Here is a 17,068-nt window from a genome sequence, read left to right on the forward strand (position 1 = left end):
TTTTTATAATACCGTTTCACTTTTGCAAACCATACGGCTCAACTTAAAGATACGCGTTCATGACCGACGAAACCAAATACCCGCTTAACTTGCCGGAAACCAGCTTCCCCATGCGTGGCGATCTCGCCAAGCGTGAGCCAGGCTGGCTGAAAGCCTGGCAGGATAAAAAACTTTACCAGCGCATCCGCAAGGCACGTCAGGGCAAGCAGAAATTCATCCTGCATGATGGCCCGCCTTATGCCAACGGGGATATTCATATCGGTCATGCCGTCAACAAAATCCTGAAGGACATCATCGTCAAATCCAAGACCCTGAGCGGTTTTGATGCGCCCTATGTGCCGGGCTGGGATTGCCACGGCCTGCCTATCGAGCTGATGGTGGAAAAACAGCACGGCAAGAATATTGATCCTGCCCGTTTCCGCGAGTTATGCCGCGAATATGCCAAGGAACAGATCGAGCGCCAGAAGAAGGATTTCATCCGTCTGGGCGTGCTGGGCGATTGGGATCATCCTTACCTGACCATGGATTTCAAAACCGAGGCCGACATCATGCGCGCCTTGGGCGAGATCTATCAGAATGGTTACCTGTATCAGGGCAGCAAGCCCGTGCACTGGTGTGTGGACTGCGGCTCTGCGTTGGCCGAAGCCGAAGTGGAGTACGAGGATGTCAATTCGCCAGCCATTGATGTGGGGTTTCGCTTTGTTGACAACGCTGCGCTGAGTGCCGTTTTTGATACGCCATTGGACGGTGAGGTGTATGCCGTCATCTGGACGACAACCCCCTGGACCCTGCCTGCCAATCAGGCAGTGAGCGTGCATCCGGAGCTGGACTATGATGTGATCCGCACCAGCAAGGGCCTTGTGGTGTTAGCGCATGCCCTGGCTGAGGCTACGCTCAAGCGTTATGGCGAAGAAGACGCGACTACGCTGGGCAGTTGCAAAGGCTCAAGCCTGATGGGCTTCATGCTGCAGCACCCTTTCGATAATCGCCAGGTGCCGGTGATCACGGGGGAGCATGTCACCACTGATGCTGGTACCGGCCTCGTGCATACGGCAGCTGCCCATGGTAACGACGACTGGCTGGTGATGCGCGCCCATTACCCTAACGAAAAGCCATTGGTGCTTATCGGTGGCGATGGCAAATTCTTCACTAGTGACTTGGTGGAATTGGAGGCCATTCGCGGCCTCACTCGTCAGGAAGCCAACAAGGTCATCCTCGCCAAGTTGCAGGAAAACGGCGTGCTGTTTGCCAGCGCCCGACTGAATCACAGCTTCCCGCATTGCTGGCGCCACAAGACGCCGCTGATGCAACTGGCGACGCACCAATGGTTTATCGGCATGAATGCCCAGGACAAGAGCGGCACCAGCCTGCGTGAACATGCCAATCAGGCGGTCGATGCCACCGAGTTCTTCCCGACATGGGGTCGTGCGCGCCTGGAAGCCATGATCAAGAATCGTCCGGACTGGTGCGTGTCGCGTCAGCGCAACTGGGGCGTGCCCATGCCTCTGTTCGTGCACAAGGAAACCGGCGAACTGCATCCTGACACCATGCGCCTGCTGGAAACCGTCGCGCTGCAAGTGGAACAACAGGGCGTCGAAGCCTGGTTCTCGCTGGATGGCGCTGCTTTCCTCGCCCAGCATGCGCCGGACAATGCCGGGCAATACAAAAAAGTCACCGATACCCTGGACGTCTGGTTTGATTCTGGCGCCACGCATGCGGCCGTGCTGAAGCGGCGTGAAGAGCTGCGTAGCCCGGCTGATCTGTATCTGGAAGGCTCGGACCAGCATCGCGGCTGGTTCCAGTCCAGCCTGCTGACGGGGTGTGCCATCGATGGCCGCGCGCCGTATAACGCCTTGCTGACACATGGTTTTGTCGTGGATGGCGCTGGTCACAAGATGAGCAAATCCAAGGGCAATGTCGTCGCGCCGCAAAAGGTGATGGACACCTATGGCGCCGATATCCTGCGTCTGTGGGTGGCTTCCACCGATTACTCCGGCGAGCTGACCATCTCCGATGAAATCCTGAAGCGCGTGGCCGAAGGCTATCGTCGCATTCGCAATACCTTGCGCTTCCTGCTGGCAAATCTGGCTGACTTTGATGCCAGCAAGGATTTGCTGCCCGTGGATCAATGGCTGGAAATCGACCGCTACGCGCTGGTGCTGACCACGCAACTACAGGAATCCATCGTCAAGGATTACGACAAGTATGAGTTCCACCTCGCGGTGCAGAAATTTGTCGGCTTCTGCTCAGAAGACCTGGGCGGTTTCTATCTGGATATCCTGAAGGATCGTCTCTACACCACCGGCGCCAGTTCGCATGCACGCCGCGCCGCGCAGAGCGCGCTCTACCATATCACGCACGGGCTGATGCGCCTGATGGCGCCTATCCTCAGCTTTACCGCCGATGAAATCTGGCAGACGCTGGGCTTGAGCGCGGACGATAGCGTGTTTGAGGAAGAGTGGTACACGCTGCCTGCGCATGGCATGAGCGATGAGGATATCCGTGCCTGGGGAGACATCACACAGGTGCGTTCACTGGCCAACAAGGCGATTGAAGAAAAGCGCGCTGCTGGCCTGGTAGGCTCCTCGCTGCAGTCTGAGCTGGATATTTATGCCGATGGTGCCGTGCATGCCTCGCTGGCCCGCCTGGGCGATGATTTGCGTTTTGTGCTGATCACCTCGCGCGCGACCTTGCATCTGCGTCAAGGCGGCCCCGTTGAAATTCAGGTAGCGCCAAGCGCGTATGCCAAGTGCGATCGTTGCTGGCATTACCGCGCTGATGTCGGCGCGCATGCTGAGCATCCGACCCTCTGCGGCCGCTGCGTCAGCAATCTGTTTGGTGCCGGTGAGCCGCGTCAGCATGCGTAAATGGCTGGCGCTTAGCGCGGCGGTCATTGCGCTCGATCTCTACACCAAGCATCTGGTGGTCAAGGCATTTGCTTATGGCGAGCATCTGCCGATTACCTCGTTTTTTGATCTGGTGCGGTACCACAACGAAGGCGCGGCATTCAGCTTCCTCAGCCAGGCGGGCGGCTGGCAGCGTGTGTTTTTCAGCGCGATTGCCCTGATTGCATCGGGCATTATCCTGTTCATGCTGCGCCGCCATCCCACACAGAAACTTTTCTGTTTTGCGCTGGCCCTAGTATTAGGCGGGGCGCTGGGCAACCTGTATGACCGACTGACGCTGGGCTATGTGGTGGATTTCCTGTTCTTCCATTACCAGAGTTTCTATTGGCCCGCGTTTAATGTGGCCGATTCGGCGATCTGCGTGGGCGTCGCCCTGTTGATTCTGGACAGCTTCAAAAAGAAGTCCTGACCCTCTTTTCTAACCGACGGCCCCGGGCGGGCTAGTCCACAGGAGCCATCACATGCCGGATTGGGAAAAACTCATTGCTGCCAAAGTCGCCGTCGCCAAGCGCGGCTTGCAAAAGCCGGGCAAGGTCAGCGCCAACGCGCGCATTCCTGCCGGGCAGACCGAGGTCAGGAATTTCCCCGTGCTTGATCTGGGCATCCAGCCTGATATTCCCTTGAATGAGTGGTCATTGCGCGTTTTTGGCCTGGTGCAGCATGACATCACGCTGGATTGGGCTGCCTATCAGGCCATGCCGCAGATAGAAGACGTATCGGACTTTCACTGCGTTACCCGCTGGTCGCAACTGGATATGGAATGGGCTGGTATATCAGCCAGCGAACTGTTGCTGCGCGCTGGCCCCTTGCCTGAGGCTGGCTTTGTGACCTTGCATTGCTACGATGGCTACACCACCAACCTGCCGCTGGAAGCCCTGCTGGATGATGATGTGATCATTGCCCACAGCGTGTTTGGTCAGCCGCTGAGTATTGAGCATGGCGGGCCGGTGCGATTGGTCGTGCCCAAACGCTATGCCTGGAAGAGCCCCAAATGGCTGAAGGCTATTGAACTGCATGCGGAAGACCGTCCCGGTTTCTGGGAAGTGCGTGGATATCACAACGAGGCGGACCCATGGCTCGAACAGCGCTTCGGTTAAAACTGATCGAAACCCTGATGGCAAAACGTCAGGCTGATCGTGAGGAGAACATCATGGCAACTGTCATCAAAACCGATGAAGAATGGCGCGCCCAGCTGACGCCATTGCAATATGAAGTCACCCGCAAAGCCGCTACCGAGCGTCCTGGCACCGGTGAATATGCGTTTCGCTTTGAGCCCGGAGTGTATCGCTGTGTGTGCTGTGGTACGCCGTTGTTTGCTTCGGATACCAAGTTTGATGCGGGCTGTGGGTGGCCCAGCTATTTTGAGCCACTAGACCCGGCCAACGTGCGTGAGAAGCGCGACATCAGCCATGGCATGATACGCACCGAGGTGCTGTGCAATGTCTGCGATGCGCATCTCGGACATGTGTTTCCCGATGGCCCCAAGCCTACCGGGCTGCGCTATTGCATCAACTCTGCTTCGCTAAGCTTCGAGCCTTTGCAACCCGTTCAGGGCTGAGCATTCCTCAGTCCTGTTCGTGGTTTTCATAAGACCTGCCGCCTTCACGCAGATTACTTGCGGCGTATCAGCCGCTGAATAATAGTCACCACCAGCACGATCAATCCGCCTGCCACGATGCCGGTCAGGGCATCCAGTGCAATCGTCGCCAGCAAGGCAACCGCATTGCCTGCACTGGCACTGACCGTGCTTTGCACATCTGCCGCGAGGTGATGCAGCCAGGGTAAGCCATGCGCCAGTATGCCACCGCCCACCATGAACATCGCCGCGGTACCCACCACGGAAAGTGTGCGCATCAGCCATGGCGCCCCTGCCAACAGCAAGCGACCCAGGCTGCGGCTGAATGCGGCCCATAACGACGCTCCACGACGCTGTGCCAGATAAAGCCCGCCATCATCCAGTTTGACGATACCCGCCACCAGACCATACACGCCGACTGTCATGATGACCGCGATGCCGGTGAGCACCGAGATTTGCTTGGCAAGAGTGGTTCCAGCCACTGTCCCCAGCGTGATGACAATGATCTCTGCCGACAGGATAAAGTCGGTACGCACCGCACCCTTGATCTTGTCGCGTTCAAAACTCACCATATCAACAGCGGGGTCGCTCAGTGCCTGTGCTTGTGCAGCGTGTCGGGTTTTTTCTTCAGCACCGTGCAGGTATTTGTGCGCGATTTTTTCAAAGCCTTCAAAACACAAAAATGCGCCCCCCAGCATGAGCAGGGGCGTGATGGCCCAGGGCAAAAATGCGCTGATCAACAACGCCGTCGGCACCAGTATCAGCTTGTTGATGAAGGAGCCCTTGGCCACGGCCCACACCACGGGCAGTTCGCGGTCAGCTTTTACTCCGGCCACCTGCTGGGCATTGAGCGCCAGGTCATCGCCCAGTACCCCGGCGGTTTTCTTGGCAGCTACCTTGGTCATGACGGAAACGTCATCCAGGATGGTGGCAATGTCGTCGATCAGGGTGAGCAAGCTGCTACCGGCCATAATGTTGTCCTGTGTATCAATGGATCCGCCAGTGTACCTGAATGTCGGGCAGATAATAAAAAGCCCCCGGCGCATGGCGGCGGGGGCGGGCAATGCATCGCTTTTTTATCAGGCGGCCTGTTTCAGGCTGGCAAGATCAATCACAAAGCGGTATTTCACGTCACTCTTCAACATGCGTGCAAACGCATTCTCGATGTCCTGGATTTTGATCAACTCAATGTCCGAGGTGATATTGTGCTCGGCGCAGAAATCCAGCATCTCCTGGGTTTCGCGCAAACCGCCAATCAGGGAGCCTGCCAGCGAGCGACGCTTGAAGATCAGGTTGCCGACATTCGGTGTGGGGTGAGGGCTATCCGGCACGCCAACCAGGCAATGCGTGCCATCACGCTTCAGCAGCGCCGTGTATTGATCCAGATCATGCGGTGCGGCCACGGTGTTCAGAATGAAATCAAAACTCTGTGCGTGCTTGGCCATCTCTTCCGGGTTTTTGGAGATCACGACTTCATCCGCACCCAGGCGCTTGGCATCTTCCACCTTGCTGGCTGAGGTAGTGAACAGCACAGTGTGAGCGCCGAAGGCATGCGCAAACTTCACGGCCATGTGACCCAAGCCGCCGAGGCCGACCACACCGACCTTTTGACCCGGGCCGACCTTCCAGTTGCGCATGGGGGAATACGTAGTAATGCCAGCACACAGCAAAGGCGCGACTGCTGCCAGGTCCAGTTTTTCCGATACCTTGAGCACAAAACGCTGCTCCACCACGATCAGGTTGGAGTAACCGCCATAGGTGGATTGCCCGGGCATTTGCTTGTCCGGCGAGTTGTAGGTAAACACCGCGTGGTTACAGTATTGCTCCAGGCTGTCTTCACAATCCGGGCAGCTGCGGCACGAGTCCACCAGACAGCCCACACCGGCCAGATCCCCTGCCTTGAACTTGGTGACGGCGCTGCCGACCTTGGTCACGCGGCCAACAATCTCATGCCCCGGCACCATGGGGAAAGTTGAGTTACCCCATTCATCGCGTACCTGGTGCAAATCCGAGTGGCAAACGCCGCAAAACAGGATCTCGATTTCGACATCATTGGCACCTACCTCGCGACGTTCGAAATTAAAAGGGGCCAACGGCTTCTTGGGATCGTAAGCGGCATAACCAATTGCTTTTGCCATGGGGATAACCTCCGCAGAATTATTAGAAAACAGAACAGACTGTGCCGAACGGCACAACTTCATGTGGGACAGTATGCAATAGTCTGATGTTCCAATAAATGATGCAGTCTTGAAATCAGAATTCCGGAAATGGAAACAATCTTGGATGACATGTGCGAGTGCTGGACGTCTGCTTTGAAATCCATGCCACGCTTCTGTTTTTACATCGGCCTGCTGTTTTTGCAAACTGCGTGCGGCATTGAACCCCATATCAATTGTACGGATGCTAAAAAAGTGCATGTAGGCATGAGGCAGGCAGACGTGGTAAAGCTGCTGGGAGACCCTTACTTTGTCAGTCTCAGCAAAGACAACGTGGTGTTTGGCTGGCAGGACAAAGAGGATATACGGCTGGTGAAAAACAGTCTGCAAATCCACATCAACCCGCAAACCGGGCTTATCAACAACATCGAAGGGACATGTGCGCAATGATCAGGATAATCTGCATTTTGATGGCAGCCGCGTGCATTAGTCTTCAGTCCGCGCTGCCTGCGTTCGCGGAAACTGTGGTGGGAATGCCATTCAATGTAAAGGGTGAGCGTCTCGATGTGACGCCGCCAGCTGGCTGGAAAATCGTCTGGATGGAGGGCGACCCCAAAGGCGAGTATTTCGTGGAATACGCGCCGCCAGGAGAAGATGTCGAAACCTGGAAAACCGGGCATCTTTCCATTATCAGAAAACCCTATCCCTCTGCGCAGACCATGAAGGAAATTCGCGATGCCAAACTCAAGGTGGCGGACGTGGCATTGATAGGCATGGTCAAGCGCTTGTCTGGCTCATGTACGGGATATGAGGAGATCACCATGCGGACCACGACGGCCAACGGGCTTTATTCTGCACTCGGCGGCGGATATTGTGGCAAACCGTCCGAAAATGCCCCGCTGGGGGAAGGCGCTTTTGTCGCTTTTTACGAAAGCAAGAATTTCATTTACAAAGTGCAGTACAGCTGGCGTCCTCAATCCGAAGCCGAGAAGCAGAGCTCGCTATGGGCGATTGATGCCGCTCACGCCAAGCTCTATCGTGAGTCCATGAAGTCTGCCGTTCTCTGCGATGAGAGCAAAAAGACCTGCAAGACGCGTTATCTGCCCTGAGTGTATGTATGCCCCACCGTATGGGGGAGCAGCGAAAGTAAAAAAGCCCCGCATCCTTTCTGAATGCGGGGCTTTTTCATGGCGGAAAATTACGAAATAGCGGCAATCGCCTTTTTCACGCCAGCCGCATAAGCCGGGTCGGCTTTTTCAAACTGCGCAAGTACACGCGCCTGAATATCTGCATTGGCTTGCGACAAACCACCGGCAATGTTGTTGAACAACTGTTGCTGCTGATCGTCGTTCATCAAGCGGAAGAGTTCACCGGCCTGCGTGTAATAGTCTTCCTGGCTCTGGTCGTGGTAGCCAATCCATGCTTGCTCCAATACCGGCATCGGCGGTGGTGCAAATTCCGCTGCGGGTACTGGCGCACCTTCGGCTGCCCGATCATTCGGGTAGAAATTCGGCGAGCCGAGGAAGGCATTTTCATGACCATGTGCCGGGCAACCCATGCCTGCCATGGCGCCATCGCGCTGGTAGTGGTTAACCGGGCAACGCGGAGCATTGACGGGCAACTGGTTGGCGTTAACACCCACGCGGTAGCGATGCGCATCCTGATAAGCCAGCAAGCGGGCCTGCAACATTTTGTCCGGCGAGGCACCTACACCAGGCACCAGATTGCTGGGTGCGAAGGCAGCTTGCTCGGTTTCGGCAAAGTAGTTGCGCACATTGCGGTTCAACTCCAGCTGACCAATCTCGATCAAGGGGAAATCCTTGTGCGGCCAGACCTTGGTCAAGTCGAACGGGTTGATGTGATAACCCTTTGCTTCGGCTTCCGACATGATTTGCAACTTCACCGTCCAGCTGGGGAAATCACCGCGATCAATCGCATCCACCAGATCCTTCTGGGCACCAAACGCTGGCATCTTGGCGGCTTCTTCATTGGTCAGGGTTTTGATGCCCTGATTGGTCTTGAAGTGCCATTTGATCCAGTAGCGCTGACCATCCTTGTTCCAGAAGCTCAGCGTGTGCGAGCTGAAGCCGTGCACGTGGCGATACGAAGCCGGGATGCCACGGTCCGACATCAGGATGGTCATCTGATGCAAGGATTGCGGGTGATTGGCCCAGAATTCAAAGGCATTGGCCGGGTTGGGCAAATTGGTGCGCGGGTCTTTTTTCTGGCTGTGGATGAAGTCCGGAAACTTGATCGGGTCATTCAAAAAGAACACGGGCGTATTGTTGCCCACAATATCCAGGTTGCCTTGCGGTGTGTAGAACTTCACGGCAAAGCCGCGGGGATCACGCGCATAGTCACTGGAATCCTGGCCGCCACCTACGGTAGAGAAGCGCAAGAATACTTCGGTCTTTTGCCCCACATCCTGCAAGAAGCTGGCGATGGTGTAATCCTTGAGGCTCTTGCTCAAGGTGAAAGTACCGTAAGCACCGGTGCCGCGGGCATGCACTACGCGCTCGGGGATGCGCTCACGGTTGAAGTGTGCCAGCTTTTCGAAAAGGTAGTGATTGTCAAAGGTCAGTGGGCCACGTGCACCGACACTGATGCTGTTGTTGTCATCGGGTACCGGAGCCCCGGCCGAGGTGGTCAAGATGTCTTTGCTCATTACATTTCTCCTTATCTGGGTTGATAACCTGGCAGTGGCGCCTTGGTATGGGTGCCATAGTAATGAAACTTTATTGATATCTGAAGTTGATTGTTTTGATGTAATCAATAAGTAAAACTGATCAAATAAATCCTACCTGGCTGACTATAAAAAAATAAGGCGGTTTCTCCTAGAGAAACCGCCCACAGCGGAGATGAAACCAGTGATGAATTGAAACGGCAGGCCTGATTAGCTATTCAGTGTCCTGCTCTTCAAATGGTAGCTCCGATTCGAGCCACATGACATTGATGATGCCAAATGCCAGCGCCAGTCCGACGCCCAGTATCCAGGTGAAATACCACATGTGCGTGCTCCTTTAATAGGCAGTATGCGAGTTGTCGCGGATATGCTGTACCGTGATCTTGCCGCGCAGCACGCGGAATACCCAGGAGGTATAGATCAGGATCAGCGGCAGGAAGATCAGGGTCACCACAAACATGATGCCCAGTGTCTTCTTGCTGGAGACTGCATCCCACAAGGTCAGGCTGCTTACCGGATCGGTGCTGGAGGGCATGATGAACGGAAACATGGAGAAACCGGCCGTGAGGATAATCCCCGCCAGCGCCAGGCTGCTGAAGACAAAAGCGCAGCGCTCCCATTTTTTGGCCGCACTCAGCAGGGCCAGCGCAATGCCAGCGAAGCCGACGGTGGGTGCCAGCGTCATCCAGGGATAGGTGCTGTAATTGCTGAGCCAGGCCCCGGCCACTTTTTCTACCGTTTTGTGCAGTGGGTTGATGGCGCTATTTACGTCTGGAATCTGCAGCAGTCTGTAACCCTCAATCCCGGCCGCCAGCCACAGGCCAGCCAGCGCAAACAGAATCGCGCATGTGATGCCGCTGATACGGGCTGCGCGCGCTGCGCGTTTTTGCACTACACCTTCGGTACGCAGTTGCAGGTATATCGCACCGTGCATCAGCAGCATGGTCAGGCTGACCAGCCCGCAGAGCAGGGCAAACGGATTAAGCAATGCCCAGAAGCTGCCGGTGTAAAACGAACGCAGCGTGTCGTCGTAATGAAACGGCAGGCCCAGCAGCAGATTGCCAAAAGCCACGCCAAACACCAGCGATGGCACAAAGCCGCCGACGAACAAGGCCCAATCCCAGCCATTGCGCCATGCGGGGCTTTCCATCTTGCTGCGGTAATCAAAGCCTACCGGGCGGAAAAACAGGGCAAACAATACCAGCAGCAAAGCCACATACAGACCGGAGAAGGCTGCGGCATACACCAGCGGCCACGCCGCAAAAATGGCGCCACCTGCGGTGATCAGCCAGGTCTGGTTACCTTCCCATACCGGGCCCACCGAGTTGATGATGACACGACGCTCGTCGTCGGTTTTGCCCAGAAAGGGCAGCAAGGTGGTCACGCCCATGTCAAAGCCATCCATGATGGCAAAGCCAATCAGCAATACGCCCACAAACAGCCACCAGACCAGCTTGAGGGTTTGATAGTCGATGATTTCGCTCATGATTTTTCCTTAAGCAGCAGCACGCGAAGAAACTTCAAAGTGATAGCGACCGGTATGCAGGCTGGACGGCCCGAGACGCGCGTACTTGAACATCAGGAACAGTTCGATCAGCAACAGCAGGGTATAGAAACCGAGAAAGCCGGCAATGCTGAAATAAAGTTCGCCGGTGTTGAGCGATGACGTTGACAGATGCGTGGGCAGAATGCCGGAAATCGTCCATGGCTGACGGCCCATTTCCGCCACCACCCAGCCCATTTCGGCGGCAATCCATGGCACGGGGATCGCGACCACGGCCAGGCGCAGCAGCCAGGTCTTGCTGGCAATGGTGCGTTTGGCCGAGTAATAAAATGCAGCCCCCAGCATGAACAGCATTAGCACGCCCAGACCGACCATGATGCGGAAACTCCAGAACAGCGCAAATACATTCGGAATGGTATCGGCGGCCGCCAGCTTCACTTGCTCATCTGTCGCATCGACCACATTCGGTGTGTATTTCTTCAGCAGCAGGCCATGGCCCAGATCATCGCGCACGGCGTTAAAAGCGGCAACGGCTTCGGCGCTGGTATCGCCACTTTTCAGTTTCTGCAAGGCCGCGTATGCCACCATGCCGTTGCGGATACGGTCTTCGTTTTCGCGCTTGATATCCACCAGGCCTGTTACCGGCTCATCCAGCGAGCGGGTGGCGATGATGCCCATCACGTAGGGAATCTTGACCGCGTAATCGGTGCGTTCTTCTTTCTGGTTGGGCAGGCCAAACAGGGTGAAGGAGGCCGGTGGCGGTTCGGTATGCCATTCGGCTTCCACCGCGGCCAGTTTTACCTTTTGCACTTCGCCGGTGGCATAGCCGGATTCATCGCCCAGAATAATCACCGACAGGATGGAGGCAAGTCCAAAGCCGGAAGCGACCGCAATCGAGCGCAGGGCAAATGCGGTATCGCGCTTTTTCAGCAGATACCACGACGAAATGCCGAGCACAAACATGGCGGCGGTGGTGTACCCCGCTGCCACGGTGTGCACAAACTTGACCTGGGCTACGGGGTTGAACAGCAGATGCGCGAAATTCGTCATCTCCATGCGCATGGTTTCAAAGTTGAATTCAGCCCCCACCGGGTTCTGCATCCAGCCATTGGCAATCAGGATCCACAGCGCGGAAAGATTGGAGCCAAGGGCCACCAGGAATGTCACGACCAGATGCTGCTTCTTGCTCAGGCGATCCCAGCCGAAGAAAAACAGGCCGACAAAGGTGGATTCGAGGAAGAAAGCCATCAGGCCTTCAATGGCGAGCGGCGCGCCGAAAATATCGCCGACGTAATGCGAGTAATACGCCCAGTTGGTACCAAACTGGAATTCCATGGTGATACCGGTGGTGACTCCCATGGCAAAGTTGATGCCGAACAGCTTGCCCCAGAACTTGGTCATGTCCCGGTAAACCTGCTTGCCAGTCATCACGTATACGGATTCCATGATCACCAGCATCCAGGAAAGCCCGAGCGTCAGGGGGACAAACAGGAAATGGTAGAGTGCGGTGGCGCCGAACTGCAGCCGCGAGAGGTCGACGACTTCTGCCGAGGGTAGCATGACATGACTCCTATTTTGAGGTGCTCATTATTATGCGGGTGACCGCTGCCTGCCTGTCCTGCTTGGCGATGGGGTGTGAAAAGCACGCCCACCAGAGCAGGTAAAGCAGTACTACTTTTGCGAGCAGGATCACCGTAATTTCGATGGCCAGACGACTATATCGGCGATGCGCCTTGAGCGATGTCAGATGCGATATCCAGCGATTATTCATCATTCGGCATAGTAGTTTGGCTGGGCTTATTATAATAGGCCTTATTTAAATATGGTTATTAATTTGGCTCTGATTTGGGCGATATAAAATAAATATATCAATACCTTATGTTTGATAGTTTTTGTGCGAATTACTGGCGCGTGGGGTGTTTGTTCAATTTGCGCTGCAGGGTGCGCCTGTGCATGTTAAGGCTGCGCGCCGTGGCTGAGATATTGCCGTCATGCTCTTTCAGCACGCGCTGTATGTGCTCCCACTCCATGCGGTCTACCGATAAGGGGTTGGCGGCGAGCGGAATGGTGTCATCCGCTTCTTTACGCTCCAGCGCCTGCAGGATTTCATCGGCATCGGCCGGCTTGGCAAGGTAGTAGGTCGCCCCCAGTTTGACCGCCTCAACCGCCGTGGCAATGCTGGCATAGCCGGTCAAGACCACTATGCGGGTTTCTTCATCCAGGGCTTTCAGCTGGCGGATAAGCGTCAGTCCGGAATCCCCGGGCATTTTCAGGTCAAGCACGGCATATTCGGGGGGATTGGCGGTCGCCATGCTCATGGCCTGCACCGCATCATGCGCCACACTGACGGCAAAGCCGCGCCTGGTCATGGCGCGGGCCAGCACGTGGGTAAAAGTTTCGTCATCGTCTACCAGCAGCAGGCTGGGGAGTTCGTCCATCTCACTCATGTGACAATCTCCGTAATGGCAGGCTGACGCTGGTGAGCGTGCCGCCCTGCTCGCGATTGCTGAATTGCAGGCTGCCCCCCAGGCGCTCAATCACGGATTTAGCCAGGAACACGCCCAGCCCCAGGCCGCCCACGCTTTCCCTGTCTGCGGAGGTGTGCATGCTGGATTCCAGATGCACGGCCGCCTTGGTGGTGAATCCCGGCTCCCCCAGCCTTGCCTGTGCCACGCTGTTGAGGCCGGGGCCATTATCAACAATCTGCAGCTCCAGCCAGTCGACTCGCCAGCGCGCATGCACGCTGATGCCATCCGGCGAGGCATCGCCCGCATTATCCAGCAGGTTGCAGATGGCCTGGCTCAAGGCCCGGTCGGCCACAATCTGTGGTGCAGGGTTGCTGCCTTGCTGATCCAGCGCTAGCGGAATGGCCGGGCGCATATCCTGCCAGCGGCTGAAGGTCTCCTGCAAAAACGCATCCAGCGGACGACTCAGCCCTGCCTCGGCACGCAACTCGCCCGCCGAGCCAGAGAGCGAGGACAAAATGCCCTTGCAGCGCGTGATTTCCTTACGCAACAGATCAAGTGATTCTGTCAGTTCGGCATTATCGGTATGGGTTTGCCGTAGCTCTTCGGTGACCACCGCCATGGTGGCAAGTGGTGTGCCCAGCTCGTGTGCAGCCCCGGCTGCCAGGGCGCCGAGCGCGAGCATGCGCTCACTTTCAAGTGCCTGTTCGCGGGCTTCTGCCATCAAGCGATCATACTCGCGCAGACTGCGTGCCATGCGCTCCACAAAAATGGCAATGACGCTGGCAGACACCACAAAGCCTGCCCACATGCCGACCAGATGCACGCTGAATCCGCTCTGGCTGGCGTGCATGTGCATCATGTGCATGTCCATATCCATCTGCGACATGTCCATGCCTGGCATCATGGCCGGCGTGGTCGAAGGTAGCGGCTGATACCAGAACATGAGGCCGCTGTAGCAGGCGATGGCCAGAGAGGCGACCAGCCAGACAAAGCGCGAGGGCAGGGCGACAGCCGCGACAATCAGCGGCAGCAGATACATCCAGACAAAGGGATTGGTATAGCCGCCTGCCTTGTAGAACAGCACACTGAGCACGCCCATATCCAGTAGCAGCTGCATCAGCAATTCAATGTCGGATACCGGCATGGGGTGACGCAAACGCCACCAGGTCATGCCATTCAGCATCAGCATCAGCAGCATGGCGCCCACCACGGTATGCATGGGCAGCGCCACATCGTAATACAGCATGGCAATGGCGGCGGCGGCGCCCAGCACCACGGTCATGACCAGTCGCAGCCTGAGCAGGCGGCGCAGATTGGTACGGGTGGCAAGCGAGGATGACGTGGACGCGAACATGCCGGGGATTCTAACCCAAGTTGGCGGCGCATCGCTGCGGCAAATTGCCACAGCGGGCTTGCTGTATGTGGGCCAGAGGACGATGGGTGCGACAACATGTCGCATGGTGGCGCCGTGTGGCAAACCCTACAATTTCGGACATGAAAACAACTGCCTGCATCATTCACTCACTTGTCTGCGGCGCCCTTGTCACTGGGGCAGGGCCTGCGCATGCCGACCATAACGAAACCGTGGTGCTGGATCCGCTGGAAGTGACGGCCACGCGCAGTGCCACTGAAAGCAACCAGCGCGTGCCCGCGGTCATCGAAAGCGTCACCGCGCAACAGATTGCCGAGACCACTAACGCCGCCACGGCCGCTGAAACCATCAAATACCTGCCCAGCCTGCAGGTGCGCGAGCGCTATATTGGCGACCGCAATGGCATTATCGCCAGCCGCACGGCGGGTACCTTATCCAGTGCGCAAACGCTGCTGTATGCCGATGGCATCCTGCTGTCCAACCTGCTCGGCAACTCCTTTGCCTATCCGCCGCGCTGGGGCATGGTGTCGCCGGAGGAAATCCAGCAGGTGGATGTCATGTATGGGCCGTATTCCTCGCTGTATGCGGGCAACTCCATGGGCGGCGTGGTGAATATCCAGACGCGCATGCCGCAGAAGTTTGAAGCGCATGCCAACATGCAATGGTTCACGCAGCGCTTCGATCTTTATGGTACCAAGCAAAACAACGAGGGCAAGCATGCCAGCGCTTCTGTCGGTAACCGCATCAACGACCTTTCTTTCTGGCTGGGGGTGGATCATCTGGATACCTGGGGCCAGCCCATGCAGTTTGCCGTGGCAACGGCCACCACGGCTGGTGCCGGTACTGCGGTGACTGGCGCCTATCGCGATGTCAGTGAAAAGGGCGTCTCCCGCCTGGTGTTTGGCGCCTATGGCATAGACCACTCGGTGCAGGACAACCTCAAGCTCAAGCTGGCGTATGACATCAGCCCCAGTTTGCAGGCGCGCTATACCGTGGGCTTGTGGCAGCTGGATTCCGATACCCGGGTGGACAGTTATTTGCGCACCGCCAGCGGCGCCGCGTTTTACAACGGCAATGTCAGTATCGGCGGCAATACCTACAGTGTGCGTGGCCTCAACCCCACCGCCGCCAACAGCGTGCATCTGATGCAGGCCTTGCAGTTGCAATCCAAAGCGGATGGCAGCTGGCAATGGCAGCTCGGCCTTTCCGATTACCGCTACAACCGCGATGAAAGCCGTACCTCAACCGCCAACAACCCCACCCTGAGCAGTGTGGGCACGGTGCAGGACATGCAAGGGACCGGCTGGACCGCGGCCGACGCCCAGGGCACCCTGAGTCGCGGTGCACATCAGGTGGATGTGGGCTATCACATTGATCACTATGCCCTGCGCAGCGTGACGGATAACGCCAGCGACTGGAGCAGCGCCACTACCACTACACGCAATAGTGCTTCGCGTGGCGATACCATGACCCAGGGGCTGTATGTGCAGGATGCCTGGCGCTTTGCCCCCCGCTGGAAACTGACAGCCGGCGGCCGCTATGAGGACTGGCGGGCATGGAATGGGCAGAATCAGGCGACCGTGGGCGGCAGCCTGCAAACCAGCGCTTACGCAGACAAGCAGGAGCATGCTTTTTCGCCCAAGCTGGCCCTGAGCTTTGAGCCTGCGCCTGCCTGGAGTTTCAACGCCGCCCTGGGGCGTGCCTATCGCTTTCCTACCGTGAGCGAGCTGTTCCAGAGCATTACCAGTGGCAGCAATCTGGTGCAGGGCAATCCTGACTTGCAGCCGGAGCGGGTGCTTTCAGCGGAGCTTTCTGCCGAGCGGCGCTTTGCCAAGGGCTATCTGCGTGCCACGCTGTTTCAGGAAAACAAGCACGATGCCTTGATCTCGCAAACCGTTACTAACGGGGTTAGTGCCTGTGGCAGCGCTACTTGCAGCTTTATCCAGAATGTGGACCTGGTGCGTACCCGTGGCATTGAACTGGCCACGCAATGGCAGGATGTCTTTGTACATGGGCTGGACCTGGGTGGCAGCCTGACCATGACCGAAGCGGAAATTCTGCGCAATAGCGCCAACCCTGATACCGAAGGCAATCGCCCGCCGCGCATCCCCAATGCCGTCGCCAAGGCAGTGGCGACCTATCATCAGGGGCAGGCGCTGACCTATAGCCTGGCATTGCGCTACAGCGGTCGCCAATACACCTACCTGGATAACAGCGACAGCAACCCCGATACCTATGGCGGCGCCAGTCATTTCTTTTTTGTGGATGTGCGCATGGCCTATAAATTTGCTGACCGCTGGACAGCGGCGCTGGGCGTCGATAATCTCAACAACGACAAGGCCTATGTGTTTCATCCCTACCCGCAACGCACGGCCTTTGCCCAACTCAAGTTTGATTACTGAT

At 56.9% G+C, this 17,068-nt stretch carries 16 protein-coding genes; 7 read left to right on the forward strand and 9 right to left on the reverse strand.

Annotated elements, in window-relative coordinates; translation table 11 throughout:
* Window positions 1–59: 59 nt before the first annotated feature.
* Genes ileS through msrB form a run of 4 tightly spaced genes read left to right on the forward strand, consistent with a single transcriptional unit; the run spans window position 60 to window position 4,464 of the window.
* Entirely contained in the window at window positions 60–2,867 is a 2,808-nt protein-coding gene (gene ileS, locus FNL37_RS13265) for an isoleucine--tRNA ligase (protein WP_159356451.1), read from the forward strand.
* Window positions 2,860–3,315: a signal peptidase II gene (gene lspA / locus FNL37_RS13270; protein WP_049821862.1), complete on the forward strand. Its 456-nt coding sequence runs from the start codon at window positions 2,860–2,862 to the stop codon at window positions 3,313–3,315. The genes ileS and lspA overlap by 8 nt, the downstream gene beginning before the upstream one ends.
* A 52-nt stretch (window positions 3,316–3,367) precedes the next feature.
* A complete protein-coding gene (locus FNL37_RS13275) occupies window positions 3,368–4,003 on the forward strand; it encodes a sulfite oxidase-like oxidoreductase (protein ID WP_013441353.1) in 636 nt (211 codons plus the stop codon).
* Window positions 3,979–4,464, forward strand: a complete 486-nt coding sequence (gene msrB, locus FNL37_RS13280; protein WP_015829414.1) for a peptide-methionine (R)-S-oxide reductase MsrB — start codon at window positions 3,979–3,981, stop codon at window positions 4,462–4,464. Before FNL37_RS13275 ends, msrB begins: the two co-directional genes overlap by 25 nt.
* 53 nt (window positions 4,465–4,517) lie before the next feature.
* Here the strand turns inward: msrB and FNL37_RS13285 are convergent, their stop codons facing one another.
* Together FNL37_RS13285 and FNL37_RS13290 are read right to left on the reverse strand one after the other, a co-directional pair.
* Entirely contained in the window at window positions 4,518–5,453 is a 936-nt protein-coding gene (locus FNL37_RS13285) for a DUF808 domain-containing protein (RefSeq protein ID WP_159356452.1), read from the reverse strand.
* 108 nt (window positions 5,454–5,561) lie between these two features.
* Window positions 5,562–6,620: an NAD(P)-dependent alcohol dehydrogenase gene (locus tag FNL37_RS13290; RefSeq protein ID WP_159356453.1), complete on the reverse strand. Its 1,059-nt coding sequence runs from the start codon at window positions 6,618–6,620 to the stop codon at window positions 5,562–5,564.
* Between the two features lie 129 nt (window positions 6,621–6,749).
* Between FNL37_RS13290 and FNL37_RS13295 the strand changes: the two genes are divergently transcribed.
* Window positions 6,750–7,088 (forward strand): hypothetical protein, encoded by a 339-nt coding sequence (locus FNL37_RS13295; protein WP_159356454.1) that lies wholly within the window; start codon window positions 6,750–6,752, stop codon window positions 7,086–7,088.
* 83 nt (window positions 7,089–7,171) lie between these two features.
* Window positions 7,172–7,747 (forward strand): hypothetical protein, encoded by a 576-nt coding sequence (locus FNL37_RS13300; RefSeq protein WP_244948300.1) that lies wholly within the window; start codon window positions 7,172–7,174, stop codon window positions 7,745–7,747.
* A gap of 89 nt (window positions 7,748–7,836) precedes the next feature.
* Here FNL37_RS13300 and FNL37_RS13305 read toward each other — a convergent pair whose 3' ends face one another.
* From FNL37_RS13305 to FNL37_RS13330, 7 genes are all read right to left on the reverse strand, one after another.
* Window positions 7,837–9,303 (reverse strand): catalase, encoded by a 1,467-nt coding sequence (locus FNL37_RS13305; RefSeq protein ID WP_159356456.1) that lies wholly within the window; start codon window positions 9,301–9,303, stop codon window positions 7,837–7,839.
* 232 nt (window positions 9,304–9,535) lie between these two features.
* The gene (gene cydX / locus FNL37_RS13310; RefSeq protein WP_015829420.1) at window positions 9,536–9,646 is read right to left on the reverse strand and encodes a cytochrome bd-I oxidase subunit CydX; all 111 of its coding nucleotides are present in this window, start codon (window positions 9,644–9,646) and stop codon (window positions 9,536–9,538) included.
* A 12-nt stretch (window positions 9,647–9,658) separates the two neighbouring features.
* Window positions 9,659–10,807: a cytochrome d ubiquinol oxidase subunit II gene (cydB, locus tag FNL37_RS13315; RefSeq protein ID WP_159356457.1), complete on the reverse strand. Its 1,149-nt coding sequence runs from the start codon at window positions 10,805–10,807 to the stop codon at window positions 9,659–9,661.
* Between the two features lie 9 nt (window positions 10,808–10,816).
* The gene (locus tag FNL37_RS13320) at window positions 10,817–12,385 is read right to left on the reverse strand and encodes a cytochrome ubiquinol oxidase subunit I (protein WP_159356458.1); all 1,569 of its coding nucleotides are present in this window, start codon (window positions 12,383–12,385) and stop codon (window positions 10,817–10,819) included.
* Window positions 12,386–12,395: 10 nt separating this feature from the next.
* On the reverse strand, window positions 12,396–12,599 hold the full coding sequence (gene cydP, locus FNL37_RS14165) for a cytochrome oxidase putative small subunit CydP (protein ID WP_015829423.1): 204 nt from the start codon (window positions 12,597–12,599) through the stop codon (window positions 12,396–12,398).
* Window positions 12,600–12,726: 127 nt separating this feature from the next.
* Window positions 12,727–13,272, reverse strand: coding sequence for a response regulator transcription factor (locus tag FNL37_RS13325; RefSeq protein WP_041361972.1), 546 nt, complete (start codon window positions 13,270–13,272; stop codon window positions 12,727–12,729).
* On the reverse strand, window positions 13,265–14,647 hold the full coding sequence (locus FNL37_RS13330) for an ATP-binding protein (RefSeq protein ID WP_159356459.1): 1,383 nt from the start codon (window positions 14,645–14,647) through the stop codon (window positions 13,265–13,267). The genes FNL37_RS13325 and FNL37_RS13330 overlap by 8 nt, the downstream gene beginning before the upstream one ends.
* Window positions 14,648–14,763: 116 nt before the next feature.
* Here FNL37_RS13330 and FNL37_RS13335 point away from each other — a divergent pair, with 116 nt between their 5' ends.
* A complete protein-coding gene (locus FNL37_RS13335; RefSeq protein ID WP_244948301.1) occupies window positions 14,764–17,067 on the forward strand; it encodes a TonB-dependent receptor in 2,304 nt (767 codons plus the stop codon).
* The last annotated feature ends 1 nt before the right edge of the window (window position 17,068 follow it).

This window comes from Methylovorus glucosotrophus (assembly GCF_009858335.1).
GTDB lineage: Bacteria > Pseudomonadota > Gammaproteobacteria > Burkholderiales > Methylophilaceae > Methylovorus > Methylovorus glucosotrophus.